The organism is Candidatus Pelagibacter sp. (assembly GCF_052049975.1).
Taxonomy (GTDB): domain Bacteria; phylum Pseudomonadota; class Alphaproteobacteria; order Pelagibacterales; family Pelagibacteraceae; genus Pelagibacter.
Genome location: NZ_JBNGYZ010000001.1, coordinates 375,854 through 399,338, shown reverse-complemented (window position 1 = coordinate 399,338; position 23,485 = coordinate 375,854). Strand labels below are relative to the sequence as shown.

The following is a 23,485-nucleotide window of genomic DNA, read 5'->3' as shown; positions in this document are numbered from 1 at the left end:
TTTTGCTCTAAAAGATCGTATTCATGAAAATTATTGAACATTTCGTTGGCGGTAAGCTAACTTCTGGTAAATCAGATAGAAAAGGCAAAGTCTTTAATCCTGCAACAGGTGAACAAGAAAAAGAAGTTGTCTTAGCATCTAAGGCAGACCTCGATGATGCTGTAAAAGTTGCACAAACAGCTTTTGAAACTTGGTCCTTAAAGCCAGCTCTTCAAAGAGCAAGAATAATTTTCAAATTTAAAGAATTAATAGAAAAAAATTCAGATGAGCTTGCTCAATTAATAGTTGCCGAACATGGAAAAGTTTATGAGGATGCAAAAGGATCTTTAACGAGAGGTCTAGAGGTTGTTGAATTTGCATGTGGAATACCTCATTTATTGAAAGGTGAGTTTTCAGAAAATGTTGGAACTAATGTAGATAGTTATTCAATGCGTCAACCTCTTGGTGTAGTTGCTGGTATCACTCCCTTTAATTTTCCAGCAATGGTTCCTATGTGGATGTTTCCAATAGCTATAGCATGTGGAAATACTTTTATATTAAAACCATCAGAAAAAGATCCATCTTGTTCAATAAGATTAGCAGAATTATTTAAAGAAGCTGGGTTGCCTGATGGAGTTTTAAATGTTGTACATGGAGATAAAGAGTCAGTAGATGGAATTTTAACTAACCCAGATATTAAAGCTGTAAGTTTTGTAGGATCTACACCAATTGCAAAATATATTTATGAAAATTCCGCTAAAAATGAAAAAAGAGTTCAAGCACTTGGAGGTGCAAAAAATCATTTAGTTGTGATGCCAGATTGTGATCTTGATGGTGCTGTAAATGGATTAATGGGAGCTGCATATGGTTCAGCTGGTGAAAGATGTATGGCCCAATCAGTTGCAGTAGCGGTTGGAGATATTGGTGATGAATTAGTTTCAAGACTTTCAAAAAAAGCTGAAGCTTTAAAAGTTGGGCCAGGTATGGACAAAACATCTGAGATGGGACCACTAGTTACAAAAGAACATTTAGCAAAAGTAAAAAGTTATGTTGATCTTGGAGTTGAGGAAGGCGCAAAACTTGTAGTTGATGGTAGGAATTTAAAACTTCAAGGTTATGAAAATGGATTCTTTATAGGAGGCTGTCTGTTTGATCATGTAGATAAAAATATGAGAATTTATAAAGAAGAAATATTTGGTCCGGTATTGTCAGTGGTGAGAGTTAAAACCTTTGAAGAAGCAACTCAATTAATAAACGATCATGAATATGGAAATGGTGTTAGTATTTATACAAGAGACGGAGACGCAGGAAGAACATTTGCAAGTAAGATTCAGGTAGGAATGGTTGGCATAAATGTTCCAATTCCAGTACCAATGGCATTCCACAGCTTTGGTGGTTGGAAAAGATCTTTATTTGGAGATAGTGCGATGCATGGGATGGAAGGTGTAAAATTTTATACAAAATTAAAGACAGTTACATCAAGATGGCCATCAGGAATTAGGTCGAACGCAGAATTTATAATGCCAACAATGAAATAGAAGGAAATAGAAATAATGAAAAAAATATCTTTAATAGGAGCTGGTCAAATTGGTGGAACTTTAGCACACTTAATTGGAATAAAAGAATTAGTTGATGAGGTTGTTTTGTTTGATGTTGCAAGTGGTATAGCCAAAGGTAAGGCATTAGATATTGCGCAATCATCATCTGTAGATGGTTTTAATGTGAGATTATCAGGAACAGATGACTACAAAGATATTAAAGACTCTGATGTTATAATAATAACTGCTGGTGTTCCAAGAAAGCCAGGCATGAGCAGAGATGATTTATTAGGTATTAACTTAAAAATAATGAAGCAAGTGGCCGAGGGAGTTAAGAATAATGCTCCAAATGCATTTGTAATTTGTATTACAAATCCATTAGATGTGATGGTAATGGCGTTTCAAAAATTTTCAGGTCTTCCAGCAAATAAAGTAGTTGGTATGGCTGGAATTTTAGACAGTTCAAGATTTAAACTATTTCTTTCATTAGAATTTAATGTTCCAGTAAGAGAAATAGAGGCAATGGTGATGGGTGGTCATGGAGATACTATGGTGCCCCTTCCTAGATTTACAAAAATTTCAGGAAAACCATTATTAGATTTAGTCAAAGAAGGAAAAATTTCTGAAGAAAAAGTTGAAAGCATCAATCAAAGAACTAGAGATGGCGGTGCTGAAATAGTGAAATTCTTAGAAAAAGGATCTGCATTTTATGCTCCTGCTGCATCTGGAGTTCAGATGGCAGAAGCTTATTTAAAGGATCAAAAGAAACTTTTACCGTGTGCTGTTCAGCTAAATGGTGAATATGGTGTAAGCAATGTCTATGCAGGGGTGCCAGTAATTATTGGTAAAAATGGTGTAGAAAAAATAGAGGAAATTGACTTAGACGAGAAAGAGAAAAAAGAATTCATTCATTCTGTTGATGCTGTAAAAAAACTTTGGAAAGCTGCCTCAACAATAGATGGTGATTTAGCAAAATAATGAATATTCACGAACATCAAGCCAAACAAATTTTAGAAAAATACGGAGCACCAGTTCCAAAAGGTGTATTTGGTTTAAGTGTAAGTGAAGCCCTAGAAAAAGCAAAAAATCTTGAAACTAAAAAATATGTATTGAAAGCACAAATTCATGCTGGCGGTAGAGGAAAAGCAGGTGGGGTTAAAATATTGGATAATTTGGAAGAACTAGAAAAAGCTGCAAATGAATTATTTGGGAAAACCCTGGTCACACATCAAACAGGTCCAGAGGGAAGAGAAGTAAAAAGATTATATATCGAAGAGTCTTCTGAAATAGATAAAGAATTTTATCTTTCATGCCTAGTGGACAGAGCTAGCTCAAAAATTGCTTTTATATCAAGTGATCAAGGCGGAATGGATATTGAAGAGGTAGCAAGCAAAACTCCTGAAAAAATAATTACTACAAAAGTCGATTTTAACAATGATATTTCAGATAAAGATTGTGAAGAAATAATTAAAATTTTTGATTTAAAAGATAGCGCTCAAAATCAAGGAATAAGTTTAATTAAAGCTATTTATAAAATGTTTGTTAATACAGATGCAAATATGGTTGAAATTAATCCTCTCATTTTAACTAAAGACAATAAAATTCTTTGTTTAGATGCAAAAGTAAATTTTGATGATAATGCTTTATTTAGACATCCTGAAATTTTGGATCTAAGAGATTTGAATGAAGAAGATCCCACTGAAATAGAGGCAAGTAAACACGAATTAGCTTATATTAAATTAGACGGAAGTATTGGGTGCATGGTTAATGGTGCAGGTTTAGCGATGGCTACAATGGATATAATTAAATTGTATGGCAAGGAACCTGCAAATTTTTTAGATGTAGGTGGTGGAGCGTCAAAAGAAAAAGTGGCAGCAGCTTTTAAAATAATATTATCCGATAAAAATGTTAAAGGTATTTTGATAAATATTTTTGGTGGAATAATGAGATGTGATGTTCTTGCCCAAGGAGTTGTAGATGCAGCGAAAGAGATAAATATCTCTGTTCCATTAGTTGTAAGATTAGCCGGAACAAATTTTAAAGAAGGTAAAGAAATACTTGATAGTTCAGGTTTAAAAATTATTTCTGCAAACGATCTTGATGATGCTGCAAAAAAAATTGTAGAGGCAATTAAGTAATGTCAGTTTTAGTAAACAAAAATACAAAAGTAATTTGTCAAGGTTTTACAGGCTCACATGGAACTTTCCACTCTGAACAAGCAATTAAATATGGAACTAATTTAGTTGGTGGAGTTACTCCCAAAAAAGGAGGGCAAAAACATTTAGATAGACCAGTATTTAATACTGTTGCAGAAGCAAAGAGCTCAGTAGGTGCTGATGCTACCATGATATATGTTCCAGCAAAATTTGCTGCTGCAGCAATTATTGAAGCGATTGAAGCTGAAGTTGAATTAATAGTTTGTATTACGGAAGGGATACCAATCCAAGACATGCTAAAGGTAAGACAAATTTTAGATAAATCAAAAAGTAGACTGATAGGCCCTAACTGCCCAGGAATTATTACTCCAGATGAGTGTAAAATTGGAATAATGCCAGGAAATATTCATAAAAAAGGATCTGTTGGTATTGTATCAAGATCAGGTACTTTAACTTATGAAGCAGTTGCTCAAACAACAGTTAATGGCTTAGGTCAATCAACATGTATAGGTATTGGTGGCGATCCAATTAATGGAACAAATTTTATAGATTGTTTAGATTTATTTTTAAATGATCCAGAAACACAATCTATTTTGATGATTGGTGAAATTGGTGGAACAGCAGAAGAGGAAGCTGCAGAATTTATTAAAAATCATAAAATTAAAAAACCTATAGTTGGATTTATAGCTGGAATAACAGCACCTCCTGGAAGAAGAATGGGACATGCGGGTGCAATTATTTCTGGCGGCAAAGGTGGCGCTCAGGATAAAATTAAAAAGATGGAAGAATGTGGAATTACAATGTCTAATTCTCCATCTAAAATTGGAGAAACATTGTTTAATAAATTGTCTAATTGAAAATTAGTATAACAGGATTATACTAATTTTAAAAATGTCACTTACAAAAAATCTTGAATTTGAAAAAACATCGTTTTTAACCAAAACTAATAGTGCTTTCATTGAGCAGATGTATTTAAGATACATTAATAATGACCCTGAGCTTCCTGAAAGTTGGAAAAGCTATTTTAAGGATTTAGGCGAGGAACTAAATATTGTTGCAAATGAACTAAGAGGACCCACTTGGTCTCCTATTCGAAAAGAAATTCAAATTGATTTTCAAGATACTCAAATAAAAGAAAATGAAAAAACTGAAGAAAAAACTTTAACATCAGAAAATCAAACTCAAAGTAATATTGATTCAATAAAAGCTGTAGAACTTATAAGGGCTTATAGATTAAGAGGTCATTTATTAGCAAAACTTGATCCTTTAGGATTAAAGCAGACAGAATATTTGGAGGAATTACATCCAGAATTTTATGGATTTAAAAAGAGTGATTATAAAAGAAATATTTTCTTAAATGGTGTTACTAATAAAAAAAATTCAAATATTTCTGAAATACTTCAATTTGTTAATAAAACTTATTGTGGACCGATAGGATATGAGTACATGCATATCTCAAATCCAGAGGAACGTATCTGGTTAAGAAAAAGAATTGAGGGTGAAAAAAACCCTATAAGCTTTACAAAAAATGGTAAAGAAGCAATTCTTAATAAATTAATCCAAGCTGAAGGGTTTGAAAAATTTTTAGCAAAAAAATATGTTGGGACAAAAAGATTTGGATTAGATGGTGCTGAGAGCTTAATTCCTGCTTTAGAGCAAATAATAAAAATTGGTGGTCAATCAGAAGTAAAGGAAGTTAAAATTGGAATGCCTCACAGGGGAAGATTAAATGTTTTAGCAAATGTACTCCAAAAATCTTATAAAAGAATTTTTAATGAATTTGCTGGAGATATTTTGTCATCAAAAGAATCAGCAGGTGACGTTAAATATCATTTAGGTGCATCATCAGATAGAGAGTTTGATGGTAATTCAGTTCACGTAAGTTTAACAGATAATCCTTCACATCTAGAGGCAGTAAATCCAGTTGTTTTAGGACAAACCAGAGCAAAACAATTTTTTCATGGTGATAAACAAAGAAATAAAGTTATTCCAATATTACTTCATGGTGATGCAGCTTTTGCTGGTCAAGGAGTTGTAGCTGAATGTTTTGCCATGTCAGGCCTTCCAGGTCATAACACTGGAGGTACAATTCATATTATTGTAAATAATCAAATTGGATTTACTACCAGTCCAAGGTTTGCACGTTCATCTCCATATTCATCTGACGTAGCTAAAATGGTTGAAGCACCAATATTACATGTTAACGGTGACGATCCAGAAGCTGTTGTTTATGCAACAAGAATTGCAACAGAGTTTAGATTAAAATTTAATAGAGATGTTGTTGTAGATCTTTGGTGCTATAGAAGATATGGACATAACGAGGGGGACGAACCATCTTTTACACAACCTTTAATGTATAAAAAAATTAGATCTCATCCATCGAGTGTTAAAATTTATGGAGATCAACTAATCAATGAAGGAATGTTTTCAGAGCAAGAATTAAAAGATAAAATTAATACATTTAAAAATTTGTTAGATGAGCAGTTCAAAAGTGCAAAAGATTACAATCCAAAAATAACTTGGTTTGAAGGAACGTGGTCTAGATATAAACCTGAACCAGGAAAAGATAAACGTGGTGTAAGTGGTGTACATATCGAGCAATTAAAAGCCATTTCAGATAGAATTAATGTTATACCAAGTGAAATAAACCCTCATAAAACTATTTCAAAAATTTTTGAATTAAGAAAAAAATCAATTGATGAAGGGACAGGAATTGATTGGGCAACAGCAGAGTCTCTTGCATTTGGTTCTTTACTGCAAGAAGGTTTTCCTGTTAGATTAGTTGGTCAAGATTCTGGAAGAGGAACTTTTAGTCAAAGACATTCTGTACTTAGAAATCAAGTTGATAATTCTAGATATATACCTCTAAATAATATTTCTAAAGATCAAAAACAATATGAAGTTGTGGATAGTTTTTTATCAGAATTAGCAGTTTTGGGATTCGAATATGGATATTCATTAGTAGAACCAAATACATTAACTTTATGGGAAGCTCAATTTGGAGATTTTGCAAATGGAGCTCAAGTAATTGTTGATCAATTTATTGCATCAGGGGAAAGAAAATGGTCCCGAGCATCTGGTATTGTAATGTTATTACCTCATGGTTATGAGGGTCAAGGACCTGAACATTCTTCTGCAAGATTAGAAAGATATTTACAACTTTGCTCAAATGATAATATGCAGGTTTTAAATTGCACAACTCCAGCAAATTATTTTCATGCTTTAAGAAGACAAATAAATAGGGATTTTAGAAAACCACTTATAATAATGACACCAAAATCTTTATTAAGAAATAAATATTGTGTTTCAAATTTAGTAGACTTTACTAGAAAAAATTCTTTCCACAGAGTTTTATGGGACCATGCAATAGATCCTGAAACTACAGGATTTATAAAATTAAAAGAGGCCTCAAAAATGCGCAAGGTTATAATGTGTTCAGGAAAAGTTTATTTTGATCTTTTGGAGGCAAGAGAAAAACTAAAAGTGGATGATGTTGTAATTTATAGAATTGAACAATTGTATCCTTTCCCGGCAAAAACATTAGTAAATGAACTAAAGCCATATGCAAATTCTGCAAAATTTTATTGGTGCCAAGAAGAACCAAAAAATATGGGTGCATGGTTCTCAGTTAGAGATTATATTCAATGGACATTAGACAACATTAAGGCTAATAATAACCAAATTTCTTATATTGGAAGAAGCCCAGATGCATCTCCTGCAACTGGATATGCAAAAAGACATATTGCACAACAACAAGAAATTATTAAAAAAGTATTTGAATAAAATTAAATGAGTGAAAAAATTGTTGTTCCTGTTTTAGGTGAAAGCATTACCGAAGCCACAGTTGCTAAGTGGCTAAAAAAAGAGGGCGATCATGTGGAAGCAGATGAGCCTATCGTAGAATTAGAAACTGATAAAGTTAATTTAGAGGTGCCTTCTCCAATAGATGGTGTATTAAGTGAAATTGTTTCAAAAGATGGATCAACTGTAGAAGTTGGAGCTTTATTAGGATCTATCAGTCAAAATGGATCTGCTCCATCTCCAAAAAAACCTCAACTAAAAAAAGAGCCAGAAATTAAAAAAGAAAATAATGTTGTAAATTTAGAAACACCAAAGAAAAAAGAAATTAAAGTAGAGAAACAAGAAGCGGAAGAAACTCCTTTAAGATTAACAAAAGAAGTAAGAGAACAAAAATCTCCAACAAATTCAAATAATACTAATAAAGTTTTGTCTCCAGCAGTGAGAAAAATAGTAGAAGAAAAAAATATTGATCTAAGTAGAGTTAGGGGATCTGGGAAAGATGGAAGAGTTTTAAAAGGAGATCTTATTAGCTTGATGGGTACAAACCCACCTCCTTCTGAAAGAAAAGCTCAATTTGGTGAAGAGGAAAGAATCAAGATGAGCAGACTAAGATTAACTATCGCTAAGAGATTAAAGCAGGCTCAAGAAAATGCAGCATTGTTAACTACATTTAATGAAGTTGATATGACTGGCATCATGGAAATGAGAAAAGAAAATCAAGAAGATTTTCAAAGCAGATATGGAATTAAATTAGGATTTATGTCATTTTTTGTAAAAGCTTGTGTTGCAGCTTTAAAAACATTCCCGGCGGTAAATGCAGAAATTGATGGAGAAGAAATCATTTATAAAAATTATTACAACATCAGTTTTGCTGTTGGAACAGACAAAGGACTTGTAGTACCTGTTTTAAGAAATGCAGATGAATTATCTTTCGCAGATATTGAAAAAAATATTAAAGTAATTTCTGAAAAAGCTAGAGATGGAAAATTAACGATTGAGGATTTACAAGGCGGAACATTTACAATTAGTAATGGAGGTGTATATGGATCAATGTTATCAACACCAATATTAAATTTGCCTCAATCTGGAGTTCTAGGAATGCACAATATTGTAGAAAGACCTGTTGTTGTGGATGGAGAAATTAAGATAAGACCTATTATGTATTTGGCATTATCTTATGATCACAGAATTATTGATGGAAAAGAATCTGTTTCTTTTTTAAAAATGGTAAAAGAGAATTTAGAAGATCCAAGAAGGTTATTTTTAGATATTTAAATGACAGAAAAATTTCAAGCAGTCGTTATTGGTGGTGGACCCGGTGGATATGTTTGTGCGATTAGATTGGCTCAATTAGGTTTAAAAACTGCATGTATAGAATCTAGAGGCTCTCTAGGCGGAACATGTCTTAACGTTGGATGTATTCCTTCAAAAAGTTTATTAAATTTATCTGAGGAATTTCATAAAGTTAAATCTTTATCAAACAAAGGTATAGAAGTTGGTGAAGTTAAATTAAATTTAGAGAAAATGATGAAGAGTAAGGATAAAGCAGTAACTGTTCTTACAAAGGGTGTTGAGTTCTTATTAAAGAAAAATAAAGTTTCTTACTTTAAAGGTCGTGGTAGTTTTAAGTCACAAAGTGAAATTTTAATTAAAGATGATAAAGGAAATGAAACTTTAATTGAGGCTGAAAAATCTGTAATTGCTACAGGTTCTGTACCTGTATCGCTTCCAGGAATAGAATTTGACGAAGGTATAATTGTTTCATCTACAGGTGCATTAAAATTAAATAAAGTACCAAAAAAAATGGTTGTAGTTGGAGGTGGTTATATTGGTTTAGAGATGGGATCAGTTTGGTCTAGACTTGGATCAGAAGTTCATGTTGTAGAATTTTTAGATCACATTACTCCTGGAATGGATAACGAGATTTCAAAAGAATTTATGAAAATATTAAAGAAACAAGGAATTACTTTTCATATGCAACATAAAGTAGAAAATATTAATAAAAATAATAGTGGCGCTGTTGTCTCTACTACAGATAAAGATGGAAACAAAAAAGACTTTGATTGCGATGTTGTTCTAATTTCTGTGGGCAGAAAAGCAAATACTGATGGATTAAACTTGGATGTTACAGGTGTAGAATTAGATGAAAGAAATAGAGTAAAAACTGATAAAAACTTTAAAACCAACGTAAATAATATTTACGCAATAGGTGACGTGATACAAGGTCCTATGTTAGCTCACAAAGCAGAGGATGAAGGTGTAGCTGTTGCAGAGATTATTGCAGGTCAATCAGGTCATGTTAACTATGATACAATTCCAGGTGTGGTTTATACAACACCAGAAGTTGCTTCTATTGGAAAAACTGAGGAACAATTAAAAGAAAATAATATTGGCTATAAAATTGGAAAGTTTTCATTTATGGCAAATTCCAGAGCAAAAGCTATTGATGATGCTGAAGGTTTTGTAAAAATTTTAGCTGATGAAAAATCGGATAGAGTTTTAGGTGCTCATATAATTGGTCCACATGCAGGTGAACTTATTGCAGAAATAGGTGTAGCAATGGAATTTGGTGCAAGCTCCGAAGATATAGCTAGAACTTGTCATGCACATCCGACTTTTTCTGAAGCAGTAAAAGAGGCTGCTCTATCAGTTGATAAAAGAGCAATACACTCTTAATTCAACATAAATTAATCATTAACTTTTATTTTGGTTATTATTAGGATATTTTTTAATAGCTATGAATAGCGATTCATTCAATAAAATATACAGCGAATTAGATTTGATTTGGAAAAAAAATTCTGTTTTATCAAATTTTGTTAAATTACCTCAGAACTTAAAATTCAATAATATTGAAAGCAATTACATTAGATCTGCAAAAAAATTTTTTGATTGGGAAATAAACACTAAAAAAAATAGCAATATACATAATTTGATCAGAGAACTTTCACCAAAAATTAATTGGAAACAAAACTATAGAGAAAAGGAAGTAGGAAAAGAATTTTTGGAAAATTTTTGTTATTTTGAGTTTATTGGTCCTAATGGTAATTTTATATCAAAAGAATTAAGCGTTTATTTCATATTTTTTGATAAAAAAACATTTTATACGTGGCATCATCACGAAGCAGAGGAAATATACTTTGTATTAAGTGGTAAGGCAAAATTTGAGAGTATAGGGGATGAATCTGAAATTTTAGGACCAAATCAAGCTCGATTTCACAAAAGTTTTCAACCCCATTCATTAACAACACTAGATGACAGGTGTTTATCTATTGTTGTATGGAAGGACAAACTTGATTCTGAGGTTTCAGTAGTAGAAATATAAATTTATTATCAAAAAAATGAAATATCCAATACTTCTACCTAATATCTTTAATCATCCATTTACCTACGAAAGTGATGTTAAACTAGATATTGGAAATTATGTAGAAGTTCCATTTGGTAAGTTAAAAATGACAGGTATTGTTTGGAATGAGTTTGAAAAAAAAAGTAAAAAAAATTTTAAAGTAAAAAAGATTATTAAAAAATTGAATTTACCTAAAATAAATAAAAATTTTATTCAATTTTTGAATTGTTTTTCTGATTATAATTTAATTCCAAAAGGAATGTCGTTAAAATTACTTTTATTAAGTAGTAAAGCTATAGAGAAAGCAGAATTAAAAAAACTTGAAGAATTTGAAAATTTGCAAACTCCATTAAAGTTTGAATTAAATGATGAGCAACTTAAATCACTTAAAGAAATAAATAAATCGAATGATAAATTTAGAGTACATGTATTGCAGGGAACCACAGGATCTGGAAAAACCATAGTTTATTTTAATGCATTAAAAGAGATTTTATCAAATAATAATCAAGGCTTAATATTGTTACCAGAGATAGGGTTAACCAATCAGTTTGAAAAAAAATTTCTGGAATTTTTTGGATTTAAACCAGCAATATGGCACTCAGGAATTTCAAAGAAAAAGAAGGAAACAATTTGGAATGGTATTGCAACAGGAAAAATAAAAGTAGTGATTGGTGCAAGATCGTCAATGTTTTTACCATTCAAAAATTTAAAAATGATTATTATCGATGAAGAGCATGATCAATCATTTAAACAAGATGAAGGAGTTATTTATCATGCAAGAGATATGGCAATTTTAAGAGCTTCTTTTGAAAATATTCCTGTTAATTTAGTAACAGCAGTACCTTCAGTTGAAACATTTGAGAATATAAAAAAACAAAAATATTCAGTTTCAAAATTAAAAAAAAGATACAAAAATGCTTCCTTGCCAAAGTATGAAATAATAAATTTAAATAATACAAAATTAGAAAAACAATCATGGTTATCAAATGAAATTATAAATAAAGTAAATGAACATTTAGATAAAAATGACCAAATTTTATTTTTTCTAAATCGTAGGGGATTTTCACCTAATGTAATATGTAAAAAATGTTTTAAGAAATTCGAATGTCCTTATTGCTCAATTAATTTAGTTTATCACAAATCATCAAATAATCTTTTATGCCATTATTGTGGTCACAAAACATCACTTAATAGAGATTGTATTGAAGATGGAAAATGTGATTATTTCTTTAGCGGACCTGGTGTTGAAAGAATTTATGAAGAAGTGAGTAAAAAGTTTCCAAAAAGAACTATCGAAATTTTTTCAAGTGATACTATGAATAAAAAAAGTTCTAAAGAAAAATTAGAAAAAATTATAGATAATAAAATTGAAATATTAATTGGAACACAACTTATTTCAAAAGGTTTTCATTTTCCAAGTCTTAATTGTATAGTTGTAGTTGATATTGATTTTTCAACTCAAGGACATGATTTAAGAGGTGCCGAAAAAAATTTACAATTATATCATCAACTTTCAGGCAGAGCAGGGCGAACTGGTAAATCTGCAACAGTATATTTTCAAACCTATAATAAAAATATTAAAATGGTATCAGATTTAACAAATGAAAATCCAGAAATCTTTTTAGAAAAAGAAATTCAAATTAGAAAATCAAATAATTTGCCTCCATTTCAAAGATTTATTTCTTTAATTTTATCTGGAAGTGATCAAACAAAATTAGAAAAAGAATCATTTAAATTTAAAGAGTCTCTCCAAAATAAAATTTCAGGAAAAGTTTTAGGTCCTGTGAATGCTCCTATTTATAAAATTCAGGGAAAATTTAGAATAAGATATTTAATTAGAGGGTCTAAAACTATGAAATTACAAAACTCATTGTCAGCAATAATATTAAAATATAAGTTTCCAACAGGAATAAAACTTTCAGTTGATGTTGACCCGATTACCTTCAATTAATGGCTTAAAAAAAGACTTTTTGATATAATGTGCGACTTGAAGATAGGTCGACCATGTGTTAATTAAACCGTGTTTTAAATAAAATTACTTCATTAATAGGTAAATAAATTGAGTTCAAATAACGACTTTTCTAATACTTCTTCAAAAAGATATGCTCTTGCTTTGTTTGAGTTATCTGAAGAATCAAAAAAATTGGACGTAATTGAGGATCAAGTTAATTCAATTTTGAAACTGATTGAAGAAAGTAAAGATTTTAGTGGGTTTATTAAAGACCCAACTACCAATAAAGACGACTTGGAAAAAGTAATAACAAAAATTTCAGATAGTTTTAAACTAGATGGTTTGATTAAAAACTTTCTTATTTTTTTAATAAACAAAAGAAGATTTTTTTATGTAGAGCAAATTATGAAAGGTTTCGTTGAAATTTGTTCAGAAAAAAGAGGTGAACTTAAAGCAGAATTAAAGTCCGCAAAAGAACTTTCAGGGGATGAATTGAGTAAAATTACTGATGAGTTAACAAAAAATTTTAGCTCTAAAATAAAATTAAACTATAAACATGATAAAAGTTTAATTGGAGGTTTAATTGTACAAGTAGGCAGTACAATGATTGATACTTCCATTAAAAATAAACTACAACAAATCGAAAATAGAATGATAGAGGCATAAATGGAAATAAATCCTTCAGAAGTAACAAAAATATTAAAAGAACAAATAAAAGATTTCGGAGATAAAGCTGAAGTATCAGAAGTAGGTCAGGTTTTATCAGTTGGAGATGGTATCGCTAGAATATATGGCTTAGATAATGTTCAGGCTGGTGAGATGGTTGAATTTTCTGACGGTTCAAAAGGAATGGCTCTAAACTTAGAAAGTGAAAATGTTGGTGTTGTAATTTTTGGTGATGACAGAAACGTTAAAGAGGGAGACGTTGTTAAAAGAACTGGAAATATTGTTGATACACCAGTAGGTAAGGAATTGTTAGGAAGAGTTGTTGATGGTTTAGGAAACCCTATAGATGGTAAAGGTGCATTTGATAAAAATGTTAAGAAGAGCAGAGTTGAGGTTAAAGCGCCAGGTATTATTCCAAGAAAATCTGTCAGTGAACCAATGCAAACAGGTTTAAAGTCAATTGATAGTTTAGTACCAATTGGAAGAGGACAAAGGGAATTGATTATTGGTGATAGACAAACAGGAAAAACTGCAGTCGCAATTGATGCAATCATTAACCAAAAGAAAATTAATGAGTCTGGTGATGAGAAACAAAAATTATATTGTATTTATGTGGCAGTAGGACAAAAACGATCAACTGTTAGACAGATACAAAAAACTTTAGAGGAAGCTGGAGCAATGGAATATACAACAATCGTTGCTGCAACAGCATCTGACTCAGCTCCATTACAATTTTTAGCTCCTTATACTGGATGTGCAATGGGAGAGTTCTTCAGAGATAATGGTATGCACGCTTTAATAATATATGATGATCTATCAAAACAAGCAGTTGCTTATAGACAGATGTCACTTTTATTAAGAAGACCTCCAGGAAGGGAAGCTTATCCTGGTGATGTATTTTATTTACATAGCAGATTATTAGAACGAGCTGCAAAATTAAGTGATGAGCATGGAGGTGGATCTTTAACAGCATTGCCTATAATTGAAACTCAAGGTGGTGACGTTTCAGCATTTATTCCAACTAATGTAATCTCAATTACAGATGGTCAAATATTTTTGGAAACAGAATTATTTAACCAAGGAATAAGACCTGCAATTAACGTTGGTTTATCTGTATCAAGGGTTGGTTCATCTGCTCAAACAAAAGCTATGAAAAAAGTTTCTGGATCTATGAAACTTGAACTAGCTCAGTACAGAGAGATGGCAGCGTTTGCACAATTTGGATCAGATTTGGATGCTTCTACTCAACAATTGTTGAATAGAGGATCAAAATTAACTGAATTACTTAAACAAAAGCAATATTCACCAATGACAGTTGCTGAACAAGTTATTTCTGTGTTTTGTGGTGTAAAAGGTTACCTGGATGATATTGATCTTAAAGATATTGCAAGCTTTGAGTCTAAAGTAATTGAGAAGTGTAAATCAGAAAAACCAGAAATTATAAATTCTATTCAAAGTACTGGAAAGCTTGAGGAAGACACAGAGAAATTACTTGTAGATTTAATTAAACAATTAAAAGAAAGTTTAAAATAATTAGAGATGGCAAGTTTAGACGATCTGAAGAAAAGAATAGCTAGTGTAAAATCTACACAAAAAATTACTAAAGCTATGAAAATGGTTGCAGCTGCAAAATTGAGGAGAGCTCAAGAAAGTGCTGAAAAAGGGAGACCTTATTCAGATAAAATGAACAATGTTATCTTAAATTTATCTAGTGGTATTTCTGATAAAGAAAATGCTCCGAAATTATTATCTGGAACAGGGAGTGATAAAATACATTTATGTGTTGTAATGACTTCTGACAGAGGTTTGTGTGGTGGTTTTAATACAAATATAATTAAAAAGGCTAAAGCATATTTTTCAAAAATTAGCAAAGAGGGCAAGGAGTTAAAGATTATTACTGTGGGTTCAAAAGGCAATGATCAATTAAAGAGAGTTTTTGGTGACAAGATAATTGAGAGCATTTCTTTTAAAAATTCAAAAAATGTAAATTATTTTGATGCGGATAAAGTTGGTAAAATAATAATTGAGAAATTTGAAAAAAAAGAATTCGATGTTTGCACAATTTTTTATAATCAATTTAAGAACGTTATTACTCAAATTCCTCAAGCTCAAAAAATAATTCCATTAGAAGCTGAAAAAAATAATCAAGAATCAGAAAATGTAAGTTATGAGTTTGAGCCAGATGAAGATGAAATTTTAAATAATTTATTACCTAAGAATATTTCAACACAGATATTTAAGGCGATGTTAGAGAATTCAGCTAGCGAACAAGGGTCAAGAATGAGTGCAATGGATAATGCAACCCGAAACGCAGGTGAAATGGTTGATAAGCTAACTATTGAGTACAATAGAAGCCGTCAAGCAGCAATTACAAAAGAACTAATAGAAATCATATCAGGAGCAGAGAGTTTATAATTATGAGCAAAGGAATAATTACACAGGTTATTGGAGCCGTAGTAGACGTTAAATTTGAAGGAGAATTACCAGAAATTTTAACTGCATTAGAATGTAAAAATGGAGATAACAGACTTGTTTTAGAAGTAGCACAGCACTTAGGTGAAACTACTGTAAGAACAATTGCAATGGATGCAACTGAAGGCCTAAAAAGAGGTGATGAAGTAGTAAACACAAATGCTCCAATTCAAGTTCCTGTAGGTCCTGAAACTTTAGGAAGAATTATAAATGTAGTTGGTGAACCTATTGACGAAAGAGGGGAAGTTAAAACTAAAGAAACTTGGCCAATTCACAGAGCTGCTCCAGAATTTAATGACCAATCGACTGAAACTGAAATTCTAGTTACTGGAATTAAAGTAATTGATCTTTTAGCGCCTTATGCAAAAGGTGGTAAAATTGGATTATTTGGCGGTGCAGGTGTAGGTAAAACAGTTCTTATTATGGAATTAATTAACAACGTTGCAAAAGCGCATGGTGGTTTTTCAGTTTTTGCTGGTGTTGGAGAAAGAACTAGAGAAGGGAATGACCTTTATCATGAAATGATAGAGTCTGGAGTAATTAAAAAAGATGGAGCTGGCTCAAAAGCAGCATTAGTTTATGGACAAATGAACGAGCCTCCAGGAGCAAGAGCAAGGGTTGCTTTAACAGGATTAACTGTTGCTGAATATTTTAGAGATCAAGAAGGTCAAGATGTACTGTTTTTCGTTGATAATATTTTTAGATTCACTCAAGCAGGATCAGAGGTATCAGCTCTTTTAGGAAGAATTCCTTCAGCAGTAGGATACCAACCTACATTAGCTACTGATATGGGTAACTTACAAGAAAGAATTACAACAACTAACAAAGGTTCAATTACTTCCGTACAAGCTATTTATGTACCTGCGGATGATTTAACTGACCCAGCTCCTGCAACATCATTTGCTCACCTTGACGCTACTACAGTACTATCAAGGCAAATAGCGGAGATCGGTATTTATCCGGCAGTAGATCCGTTAGACTCTACTTCAAGAATATTGGATCCAAGAATTGTTGGAGATGAACATTATAGAGTTGCTAGAGAGGTTCAAAAAATACTTCAAACATACAAGTCTTTACAAGATATTATTGCTATTCTTGGAATGGATGAATTATCCGAAGAAGATAAATTAATTGTTGCAAGAGCAAGAAAAATACAGAGATTTTTATCTCAGCCATTCTTTGTAGCAGAAGTATTCACAGGATCACCTGGTAAATTGGTAGATCTAGAATCTACAATTAAAGGTTTTGCAGCTATATGCAGAGGTGAATATGATCATTTACCTGAAGCTGCTTTTTACATGGTAGGTACAATTGAAGAAGCTATAGAAAAAGCAGACAAAATGGCAAAAGAAGCTGCAGCTTAATGAGTGAAGAGTTTAAAATAGAAATAGTAAATCCGGAGCAATCTATTCTTTCAAAAGAAGATGTTACTGAGGTAATCGTTCCAGCCTATGAAGGTGAGATGGGTATTTTGAAAGATCATATTTCAATTATTTCATATCTAAAACCAGGGATAATAAAAGTAAACTCTAAATCTGGTGAAGAAAATTTTTATGTTGAGGATGGAATTGTTGAATTTAAAGATAACAATCTTTCAATTCTAACAAGTTCCATCTTTAATGTGAACGATATAAGCGATGGTAAAAAAGCAGAGATGTTAAAATCTGCAGAAGATGCTTCAAATAATACAGAAATATCTGATCAAGCAAAATTTATTATTGATCAAAAAATTGAAGTTTTAAAATCTATTAACTAATTATTTTTTGAACTTTACTTTGAACTTCTTTGTATAGTTCTAGTTTAAAACTAACCACAAGTTCTGTTATTTCTTTAAGATCTACCCATTTCCATTCTAGAAATTCTGGATGTTTAGTTTTAATATTAATTTCATTATCACTACCAACAAACCTCATTAAAAACCATTTTTGAGTTTGTCCCTTATATCTACCTTTCCATATAATACCCAATAAATGATCAGGTAGATCGTAGGTAATTAGTCCATCTAATTCCTTTATTAATTCAACAGATTTAATACTAGTTTCTTCTTCTAACTCTCTAAGAGCTGCATTTAAATAGTTTTCATTTTTATCAACACCACCTTGGGGCATTTGCCAAAAATTTTTAGGATTATCTATTCTTCTTGCTACAAATACTTTATTTTCTTTATTTAGGACTACAATACCTACACCACTTCTATAAGGTAAGTTTTCATATTCTTTTTTCATTTAACCGTTAAGGAGTTTAATTGCGTAATTTAATTGATTATCTGTTTCAGTTTTAATTTTAAACTCGTCGCCATCTTCTGAAATTTCTATATCAGGTGTTACACCAACTTCTGAAATTGAAGTTCCAGATGGAAGATAATATTTTGCAATTGTTAGTCTGATTGCACCATCATTACGTAAAGGTATAATTGATTGAACAGATCCTTTTCCATAACTATTTTCACCTAAGATAATTGCTCTTTTGTGATCTTTAAGAGCACCAGCAACAATTTCTGATGCAGAGGCAGAACCATAATTAATTAGAACTACAAGTGGCTTACCATCTGTTAAATCTCCATCTCGAGCAAACCATTTTCTATTTTCAGATGCTTTTCTACTTTTTGTTGAGACGATCTCTCCATTATCGAGAAAGTAATCAGTAATCTTAATCGCTTGAGAAAGAAGACCTCCTGGATTGTTTCTAAGATCTAATATGAAGGCTTTTGTTTTTTTATCTTTATCAAGCTCATTAATTCTTTTTTTTATTTGCTGAGCGCTATTTTCATTAAATGATGTTAATCTTAAATACCCAATATTATTATCTAATAAATCAGATTTTACAGATTGAATCTCAATAATTTCTCTTGTTAATGTAAATTGTAGAGCTTTTTTTACACCTCTTCTCCTAACTGTTATTTCTATATCTGATCCCACAGGTCCACGCATAATTTCTACAGCTTCACTCAAAGTTTTCCCTTGTACCTGAACATCATTAATTTTAACAATGTAGTCACCAGCTTTTAACCCTGCTCTAGATGCTGGAGTGTCATCAAGAGGAGTTATTACTTTGACTACACCTGCTTCCATACTTACTTCAATTCCAAGACCACCGAATTCTCCACTTGTTTCAGTTTGCATTTCTTCAAAATTATCTGGAGATAAATATGCTGAGTATGGATCTAAAGATTGTAGTAGGCCGTTTATTGCAGAGTCCATACTTTCAGATTGATTAATATCTTCTACGTATTCTTCATTTATCTTCTCCAAAACTTCACCAAAAAGATCTATTTTTTTGTAAATATCTGTTTCATCAGATATTGCAGAATTTAAATTCAAGACAGAAAATATGAACAGAAGAGAGATATAAAATTTTTTCATATCATAACCTTTTCTTTAGGAATGAGTTCTGACCACATTTTTTCCAACTCATAAAATTTTCTTTTTTCTGGATGAAAAATATGAACTATCAGATCAATACCGTCTACTAGTTTCCACTCCAAACTTTCTTTTCCTTCTATTCGAGAGTCACTCAAACCATTTGACTTGAATTTTTCTAACACTTGTTCAGATAAAGCTTGTATATGCCTTGAAGAGGTACCGCTAGCAATAATCATATAGTCTGCCATTGAACTTTTATCTTTCAGATCAATACTAATAATGTCCAGAGCTTTGTTTTGATCAAGTGTGTCAATGACAACTTGTTTTAGAGAATCAATTTTATCCATTAATTAAATTTAGATTATCAAATTTTTCTTAATTGAGAAGACGAAATGTTGACTTTCTTAAATTCAATAAACTCCAAATTTTGAGTATGTTTATTTGTATAAGTCTTTGATTTTAATGATTTTCTTTTATAGCCCTGTCTATCAAAAACTAAAATATTACATTTTTTTGAAATTTCTTTTGACTTATGCCAATTATGAAAATTTATCAAATTATCAGCTCCCATAATAAAATAAATTTCTATTTTATTATTTTTTCTCATATAGTTTATTAGATCAATAGTTTTATTTGACTTAATTAGTTTTTCAAAAAATTTAACTTTAATAAAAGGTTTTGCTTTCGTTATCTGTCTACAGTCTTTTATTCTTTTAGATAAAATATTTTTACTTTTATTTTTAAAAGGATTTTTTTCTGTTATGGCCCAAATGATTTTTTTTAAATTATATCTTTTTTTAGCTTCAACAGAGATAGCCAAATGGCCTTTATGTGGAGGGTCGAATGATCCACCAAGAATTCCAACTTTATCTTTATTCTCTGATTGCACCATTACTTTTAATTTCATATTTATAAGACACTAACTGATTGAGTCCCACAGGTCCTCTAGGGGGTAGCTTATTAGTTGAAATACCAACTTCACCACCAAAACCAAACTCACCACCGTCAGCAAATTGTGTTGATGTATTATGCATAGCAATTGAACTTTTTACTTTTTTTAAAAATTTTTTGGCTTTTTTATTATTTTTTGTAATGATGGAATCTGTATGCATAGTGCCAAATTTATTTATATGAATGATTGCTTCATCTACGCTTTTAACAGTTTTGATAGAAACTGTTGGAGATAGATACTCGGTAATCCAATCTTTGCTCTTAGCTAATTTTACATTACCTTTAAATTTCCTCTTAAATTTTGCATCTCCTATCAAATTACATTTTTTATCGTATAACTCTTTGAAGATAAAATTTATATTTTTTTCAGAAATTTTTTCATGAATTAAAAAAGTTTCTGTAGCACCACAAATTGCAGTATTTCTCATTTTTGAATTAAAAATAATATTAGAAGCTATTTTCATATTTACTTCATTGTCAATGTAAGTATGACAAATTCCTTCTAAATGACCTATCACTGGTATCTTTGATAATTTTTGGACTTTTTGAACTAATGTTTTTCCACCTCTAGGAATTATTACATCAATAAAATTTTGCATTTTTGACAACATTAAATCAACAAACATTCTATTTTTTGAATTTATAAATTGAACATAGTTTTTATTAATATTATTTTTTTCGAGAGATTTTCTAAAAAGATCAGAAAGTATCTTGTTTGTATTTATAGCCTCAGAACCTCCTCTTAAAATAACAGCATTACCAGACTTGAAACATAATGAAGAGACATCACAAGTTACGTTAGGTCTGCTTTCATAGATCACACCCATAACACCTAAAGGAATTGTAACTCTTGATATTTTGAGTCCATTGGGTCTTTTCCAACTTTCTAATACTCTATTGCATGGATCTTTTAATTTAATTATGTTTTTTATGGAGATTAATATTTGATCTATTTTTTTTTCATTGAGCTTTAATCTTTCAATTAAATTATTTTTAATCCCTTTTTTAACTGCAAAATCAATATCTTTTTTATTAGAAATTAAAATTTTCGTTTTGTTTTTTTTTATGAATAAAAAATAGTCATTTAAAACTTTATTTTTTACCTTTTCACTTAAATTTTCCTGCAATGCAATTTTAGAATTATAACCAATTTTCAAAAGTTCTTTTTTCATATTATTTCAACCATATCATCTTTGTGGATTACCTCAGATTTAGACACATAACCTAAAATTTTTTCAATCTCATTTGAATGTTTTCCTAGAATTTTTTTTATTTCCTCCGATGAAAAAGATGCTAAACCTCTTGCAATTTCTTTGTCTCTTTTATTAAGAACCTTGATATGGTCACCTTTATTAAATTTTCCAACTACTTTTTTTATTCCTGCAGCTAATAAGCTTTTGCCGTTAGCAAGAGCTTTATTCGCTCCATCATCAATTATGACAGAACCTTTAGGTGAAATTGAGCTTAAGATCCATTTCTTTCTAGCATCTAGTTTGGATAATTTTGAGAGAAATAAAGAGTAATTATCTCCATCCAAGATATTCTGTATTGGATTATTTTTAAGACCATTAGCAATAATCATATTACTTCCTGAAAGTTGACAAATTTTTGCAGCTTCAATCTTGGTCTTCATGCCTCCACTACCATATTCATTCATTCCTTTAATATTCACTCCTCTAAGATCTTTTTCTATATCTTTAATTCTTTTAATTAGTTTTGCTTTTTTATTTTTTTTAGGGTTGTCTGTGTAAAGACCATTGACATCTGAAAAAAGAATTAAATTATCTGCATTTATTATTTGAGTAACCCTTGATGCTAAACGATCATTATCTCCATATTTTATTTCACTGGTAGCAATAGTATCATTTTCATTTACAACAGGAATGTAATATAGATTAAATAGATTTTCAAAAGTACGTCTCGCATTAATAGACCTTCGCCTTTGCTCAGTGTCCTCTAAAGTTAATAAGATTTGTGAAATATTTAACTTAAACTTAGAAAAAATCTCAGAAAATAAATTCATTAATTCAATTTGACCTATCGATGCCATTGCTTGGCTTTTATCTAGTTTTAGATTTTTTTTTAGAATATTCATTTTTTTACAACCCATCGCTATCGCCCCAGAACTAACAATTACAATTTTTTGATTTAATTTTGTTAAATTTTTTACATCTTCAGCAAAACTAGTAAGCCATTTTTTTCTTATCCTTTTTTTTTCATCAATTAATAATGATGAACCTATTTTTATTACTGTAATCTTGGAATTTTTAAGCAACATAATTAATTAATTTAGATTTAAGTTGTGAGATTGAATTTTTATCAAGTGTAGATAAAGTTATAATTTCACAATTTATATCTTTTGAAAATTCTAAGATAATTTCATCTATTATATCCTTATCAACTAAGTCTATTTTATTAAGTACTACAATTTCTTTTTTCTTCAACATCTCAGAGCTATAATTAGTTAGTTCTTTTTTGACCTGATTGTATGATTCTTTAATATCAAGATTTGTTATATCAATTAAATGTAGTAATGACTTACATCTTTCAATGTGTTTTAAAAATTGAATTCCTAAACCCACCCCTTCGTGAGCTCCTTCAACTAAACCTGGGATATCAGCTAAGATAACTTCCTTGTCATCATATTGAGCTACACCCAAATTTGGATTTAATGTTGTAAATTTATAATTTGCAATTTTAGGATTTGCATTTGTAATAGCTGCTAACAAACTTGATTTTCCAGCGTTAGGTAATCCAATAATTCCTACGTCTGCTATTGTTTTTAATTGCAACCAAATAGTAAATTCTTCACCTTTGGTTCCTTTTGTAAATTTTTTAGGTGCACGATTTGTAGAACTTTTGAATCTAGTATTACCTAATCCTCCTTTACCGCCAGCAGCAGCCACAAATTTTTCACCCTCATTTTTAAAATCGTAAATTAGTGTTTTATTATCTTCTTCAAAAACTTGAGTACCTATAGGAACTTTTAAAATTAAATCACCACCACCTTTACCAGTTCTATTTTGACCCGCACCATTGTCACCTCTCTGAGCCTTGTGGTGTTGCTGATATCTGTAATCAATTAAAGTATTCAGATTTCTCTCAGATATTAAAACTACAGAGCCTCCGTTACCACCATCTCCACCGTCTGGTCCTCCGAACTCAATAAACTTTTCTCTTCGAAAACTTGGTGAACCATCTCCACCGTTACCAGCTTTTACATATATCTTAACTTGATCTAAGAATTTCATAATACAACCTGACTA

21 protein-coding genes are annotated in these 23,485 nt (G+C 30.8%); 14 read left to right on the top strand and 7 right to left on the bottom strand.

What is annotated here, in order from left to right; all coding sequences use genetic code 11:
• Positions 1–23 precede the first annotated feature (23 nt).
• The 14 genes from ACTT9U_RS01970 (at position 24) to atpC (ending at position 17,662) form a co-directional block, all read left to right on the top strand.
• On the top strand, positions 24–1,517 hold the full coding sequence (locus ACTT9U_RS01970) for a CoA-acylating methylmalonate-semialdehyde dehydrogenase (protein ID WP_440931516.1): 1,494 nt from the start codon (positions 24–26) through the stop codon (positions 1,515–1,517).
• Positions 1,518–1,532: 15 nt separating this feature from the next.
• The gene (gene mdh / locus ACTT9U_RS01965) at positions 1,533–2,495 is read left to right on the top strand and encodes a malate dehydrogenase (RefSeq protein WP_440931515.1); all 963 of its coding nucleotides are present in this window, start codon (positions 1,533–1,535) and stop codon (positions 2,493–2,495) included.
• Complete coding sequence (gene sucC / locus ACTT9U_RS01960) at positions 2,495–3,655, top strand: ADP-forming succinate--CoA ligase subunit beta (RefSeq protein WP_440931514.1); 1,161 nt, start codon at positions 2,495–2,497, stop codon at positions 3,653–3,655. The genes mdh and sucC overlap by 1 nt, the downstream gene beginning before the upstream one ends.
• Entirely contained in the window at positions 3,655–4,530 is an 876-nt protein-coding gene (gene sucD, locus ACTT9U_RS01955; RefSeq protein ID WP_440931513.1) for a succinate--CoA ligase subunit alpha, read from the top strand. The genes sucC and sucD overlap by 1 nt, the downstream gene beginning before the upstream one ends.
• Positions 4,531–4,564: 34 nt before the next feature.
• Entirely contained in the window at positions 4,565–7,456 is a 2,892-nt protein-coding gene (locus ACTT9U_RS01950; protein ID WP_440931512.1) for a 2-oxoglutarate dehydrogenase E1 component, read from the top strand.
• 6 nt (positions 7,457–7,462) lie between these two features.
• Positions 7,463–8,749, top strand: a complete 1,287-nt coding sequence (gene odhB / locus ACTT9U_RS01945; RefSeq protein WP_440931511.1) for a 2-oxoglutarate dehydrogenase complex dihydrolipoyllysine-residue succinyltransferase — start codon at positions 7,463–7,465, stop codon at positions 8,747–8,749.
• On the top strand, positions 8,750–10,150 hold the full coding sequence (lpdA, locus tag ACTT9U_RS01940; RefSeq protein WP_440931510.1) for a dihydrolipoyl dehydrogenase: 1,401 nt from the start codon (positions 8,750–8,752) through the stop codon (positions 10,148–10,150).
• Between the two features lie 61 nt (positions 10,151–10,211).
• On the top strand, positions 10,212–10,796 hold the full coding sequence (locus tag ACTT9U_RS01935) for a dimethylsulfonioproprionate lyase family protein (RefSeq protein WP_440931509.1): 585 nt from the start codon (positions 10,212–10,214) through the stop codon (positions 10,794–10,796).
• Between the two features lie 16 nt (positions 10,797–10,812).
• Entirely contained in the window at positions 10,813–12,768 is a 1,956-nt protein-coding gene (gene priA, locus ACTT9U_RS01930; RefSeq protein ID WP_440931508.1) for a replication restart helicase PriA, read from the top strand.
• A gap of 108 nt (positions 12,769–12,876) precedes the next feature.
• A complete protein-coding gene (atpH, locus tag ACTT9U_RS01925) occupies positions 12,877–13,434 on the top strand; it encodes an ATP synthase F1 subunit delta (protein WP_440931507.1) in 558 nt (185 codons plus the stop codon).
• Complete coding sequence (atpA, locus tag ACTT9U_RS01920; RefSeq protein WP_440931506.1) at positions 13,435–14,967, top strand: F0F1 ATP synthase subunit alpha; 1,533 nt, start codon at positions 13,435–13,437, stop codon at positions 14,965–14,967.
• A 6-nt stretch (positions 14,968–14,973) separates the two neighbouring features.
• Positions 14,974–15,849, top strand: a complete 876-nt coding sequence (locus tag ACTT9U_RS01915; protein WP_440931505.1) for a F0F1 ATP synthase subunit gamma — start codon at positions 14,974–14,976, stop codon at positions 15,847–15,849.
• 2 nt (positions 15,850–15,851) lie between these two features.
• The gene (gene atpD / locus ACTT9U_RS01910; protein WP_440931504.1) at positions 15,852–17,270 is read left to right on the top strand and encodes a F0F1 ATP synthase subunit beta; all 1,419 of its coding nucleotides are present in this window, start codon (positions 15,852–15,854) and stop codon (positions 17,268–17,270) included.
• Positions 17,270–17,662 carry an ATP synthase F1 subunit epsilon gene (gene atpC, locus ACTT9U_RS01905; RefSeq protein ID WP_440931503.1) on the top strand — a complete coding sequence of 131 codons (393 nt, stop codon included), beginning with the start codon at positions 17,270–17,272 and terminating at the stop codon, positions 17,660–17,662. The genes atpD and atpC overlap by 1 nt, the downstream gene beginning before the upstream one ends.
• Here atpC and ACTT9U_RS01900 read toward each other — a convergent pair.
• The 7 genes from ACTT9U_RS01900 to cgtA are packed head-to-tail and all read right to left on the bottom strand — an operon-like array spanning position 17,655 to position 23,470.
• A complete protein-coding gene (locus ACTT9U_RS01900) occupies positions 17,655–18,131 on the bottom strand; it encodes an RNA pyrophosphohydrolase (RefSeq protein WP_440931502.1) in 477 nt (158 codons plus the stop codon). The genes atpC and ACTT9U_RS01900 overlap by 8 nt on opposite strands.
• Positions 18,132–19,268 (bottom strand): S41 family peptidase, encoded by a 1,137-nt coding sequence (locus tag ACTT9U_RS01895; protein WP_440931501.1) that lies wholly within the window; start codon positions 19,266–19,268, stop codon positions 18,132–18,134.
• Entirely contained in the window at positions 19,265–19,615 is a 351-nt protein-coding gene (rsfS, locus tag ACTT9U_RS01890; RefSeq protein WP_440931500.1) for a ribosome silencing factor, read from the bottom strand. The genes ACTT9U_RS01895 and rsfS overlap by 4 nt, the downstream gene beginning before the upstream one ends.
• 17 nt (positions 19,616–19,632) lie before the next feature.
• Positions 19,633–20,160, bottom strand: coding sequence for a nicotinate (nicotinamide) nucleotide adenylyltransferase (gene nadD / locus ACTT9U_RS01885; RefSeq protein ID WP_440931824.1), 528 nt, complete (start codon positions 20,158–20,160; stop codon positions 19,633–19,635).
• Positions 20,141–21,391 (bottom strand): glutamate-5-semialdehyde dehydrogenase, encoded by a 1,251-nt coding sequence (locus ACTT9U_RS01880; RefSeq protein ID WP_440931499.1) that lies wholly within the window; start codon positions 21,389–21,391, stop codon positions 20,141–20,143. Before ACTT9U_RS01880 ends, nadD begins: the two co-directional genes overlap by 20 nt.
• Entirely contained in the window at positions 21,388–22,497 is a 1,110-nt protein-coding gene (gene proB / locus ACTT9U_RS01875) for a glutamate 5-kinase (protein WP_440931498.1), read from the bottom strand. Before proB ends, ACTT9U_RS01880 begins: the two co-directional genes overlap by 4 nt.
• The gene (gene cgtA, locus ACTT9U_RS01870) at positions 22,487–23,470 is read right to left on the bottom strand and encodes an Obg family GTPase CgtA (protein ID WP_440931497.1); all 984 of its coding nucleotides are present in this window, start codon (positions 23,468–23,470) and stop codon (positions 22,487–22,489) included. The genes proB and cgtA overlap by 11 nt, the downstream gene beginning before the upstream one ends.
• Between the last annotated feature and the right edge of the window lie 15 nt (positions 23,471–23,485).

Bases quoted from the DNA above. Each gene is read 5' to 3' on its own strand.
- ACTT9U_RS01970 (WP_440931516.1), top strand. From the start codon at position 24: ATGAAAATTATTGAACATTTCGTTGGCGGTAAGCTAACTTCTGGTAAA.
- mdh (WP_440931515.1), top strand. From the start codon at position 1,533: ATGAAAAAAATATCTTTAATAGGAGCTGGTCAAATTGGTGGAACTTTA.
- sucC (WP_440931514.1), top strand. From the start codon at position 2,495: ATGAATATTCACGAACATCAAGCCAAACAAATTTTAGAAAAATACGGA.
- sucD (WP_440931513.1), top strand. From the start codon at position 3,655: ATGTCAGTTTTAGTAAACAAAAATACAAAAGTAATTTGTCAAGGTTTT.
- ACTT9U_RS01950 (WP_440931512.1), top strand. From the start codon at position 4,565: ATGTCACTTACAAAAAATCTTGAATTTGAAAAAACATCGTTTTTAACC.
- odhB (WP_440931511.1), top strand. From the start codon at position 7,463: ATGAGTGAAAAAATTGTTGTTCCTGTTTTAGGTGAAAGCATTACCGAA.
- lpdA (WP_440931510.1), top strand. From the start codon at position 8,750: ATGACAGAAAAATTTCAAGCAGTCGTTATTGGTGGTGGACCCGGTGGA.
- ACTT9U_RS01935 (WP_440931509.1), top strand. From the start codon at position 10,212: ATGAATAGCGATTCATTCAATAAAATATACAGCGAATTAGATTTGATT.
- priA (WP_440931508.1), top strand. From the start codon at position 10,813: ATGAAATATCCAATACTTCTACCTAATATCTTTAATCATCCATTTACC.
- atpA (WP_440931506.1), top strand. From the start codon at position 13,435: ATGGAAATAAATCCTTCAGAAGTAACAAAAATATTAAAAGAACAAATA.
- ACTT9U_RS01915 (WP_440931505.1), top strand. From the start codon at position 14,974: ATGGCAAGTTTAGACGATCTGAAGAAAAGAATAGCTAGTGTAAAATCT.
- atpD (WP_440931504.1), top strand. From the start codon at position 15,852: ATGAGCAAAGGAATAATTACACAGGTTATTGGAGCCGTAGTAGACGTT.
- atpC (WP_440931503.1), top strand. From the start codon at position 17,270: ATGAGTGAAGAGTTTAAAATAGAAATAGTAAATCCGGAGCAATCTATT.
- ACTT9U_RS01900 (WP_440931502.1), bottom strand. From the start codon at position 18,131: ATGAAAAAAGAATATGAAAACTTACCTTATAGAAGTGGTGTAGGTATT.
- ACTT9U_RS01895 (WP_440931501.1), bottom strand. From the start codon at position 19,268: ATGAAAAAATTTTATATCTCTCTTCTGTTCATATTTTCTGTCTTGAAT.
- rsfS (WP_440931500.1), bottom strand. From the start codon at position 19,615: ATGGATAAAATTGATTCTCTAAAACAAGTTGTCATTGACACACTTGAT.
- nadD (WP_440931824.1), bottom strand. From the start codon at position 20,160: ATGGTGCAATCAGAGAATAAAGATAAAGTTGGAATTCTTGGTGGATCA.
- ACTT9U_RS01880 (WP_440931499.1), bottom strand. From the start codon at position 21,391: ATGAAAAAAGAACTTTTGAAAATTGGTTATAATTCTAAAATTGCATTG.
- proB (WP_440931498.1), bottom strand. From the start codon at position 22,497: ATGTTGCTTAAAAATTCCAAGATTACAGTAATAAAAATAGGTTCATCA.
- cgtA (WP_440931497.1), bottom strand. From the start codon at position 23,470: ATGAAATTCTTAGATCAAGTTAAGATATATGTAAAAGCTGGTAACGGT.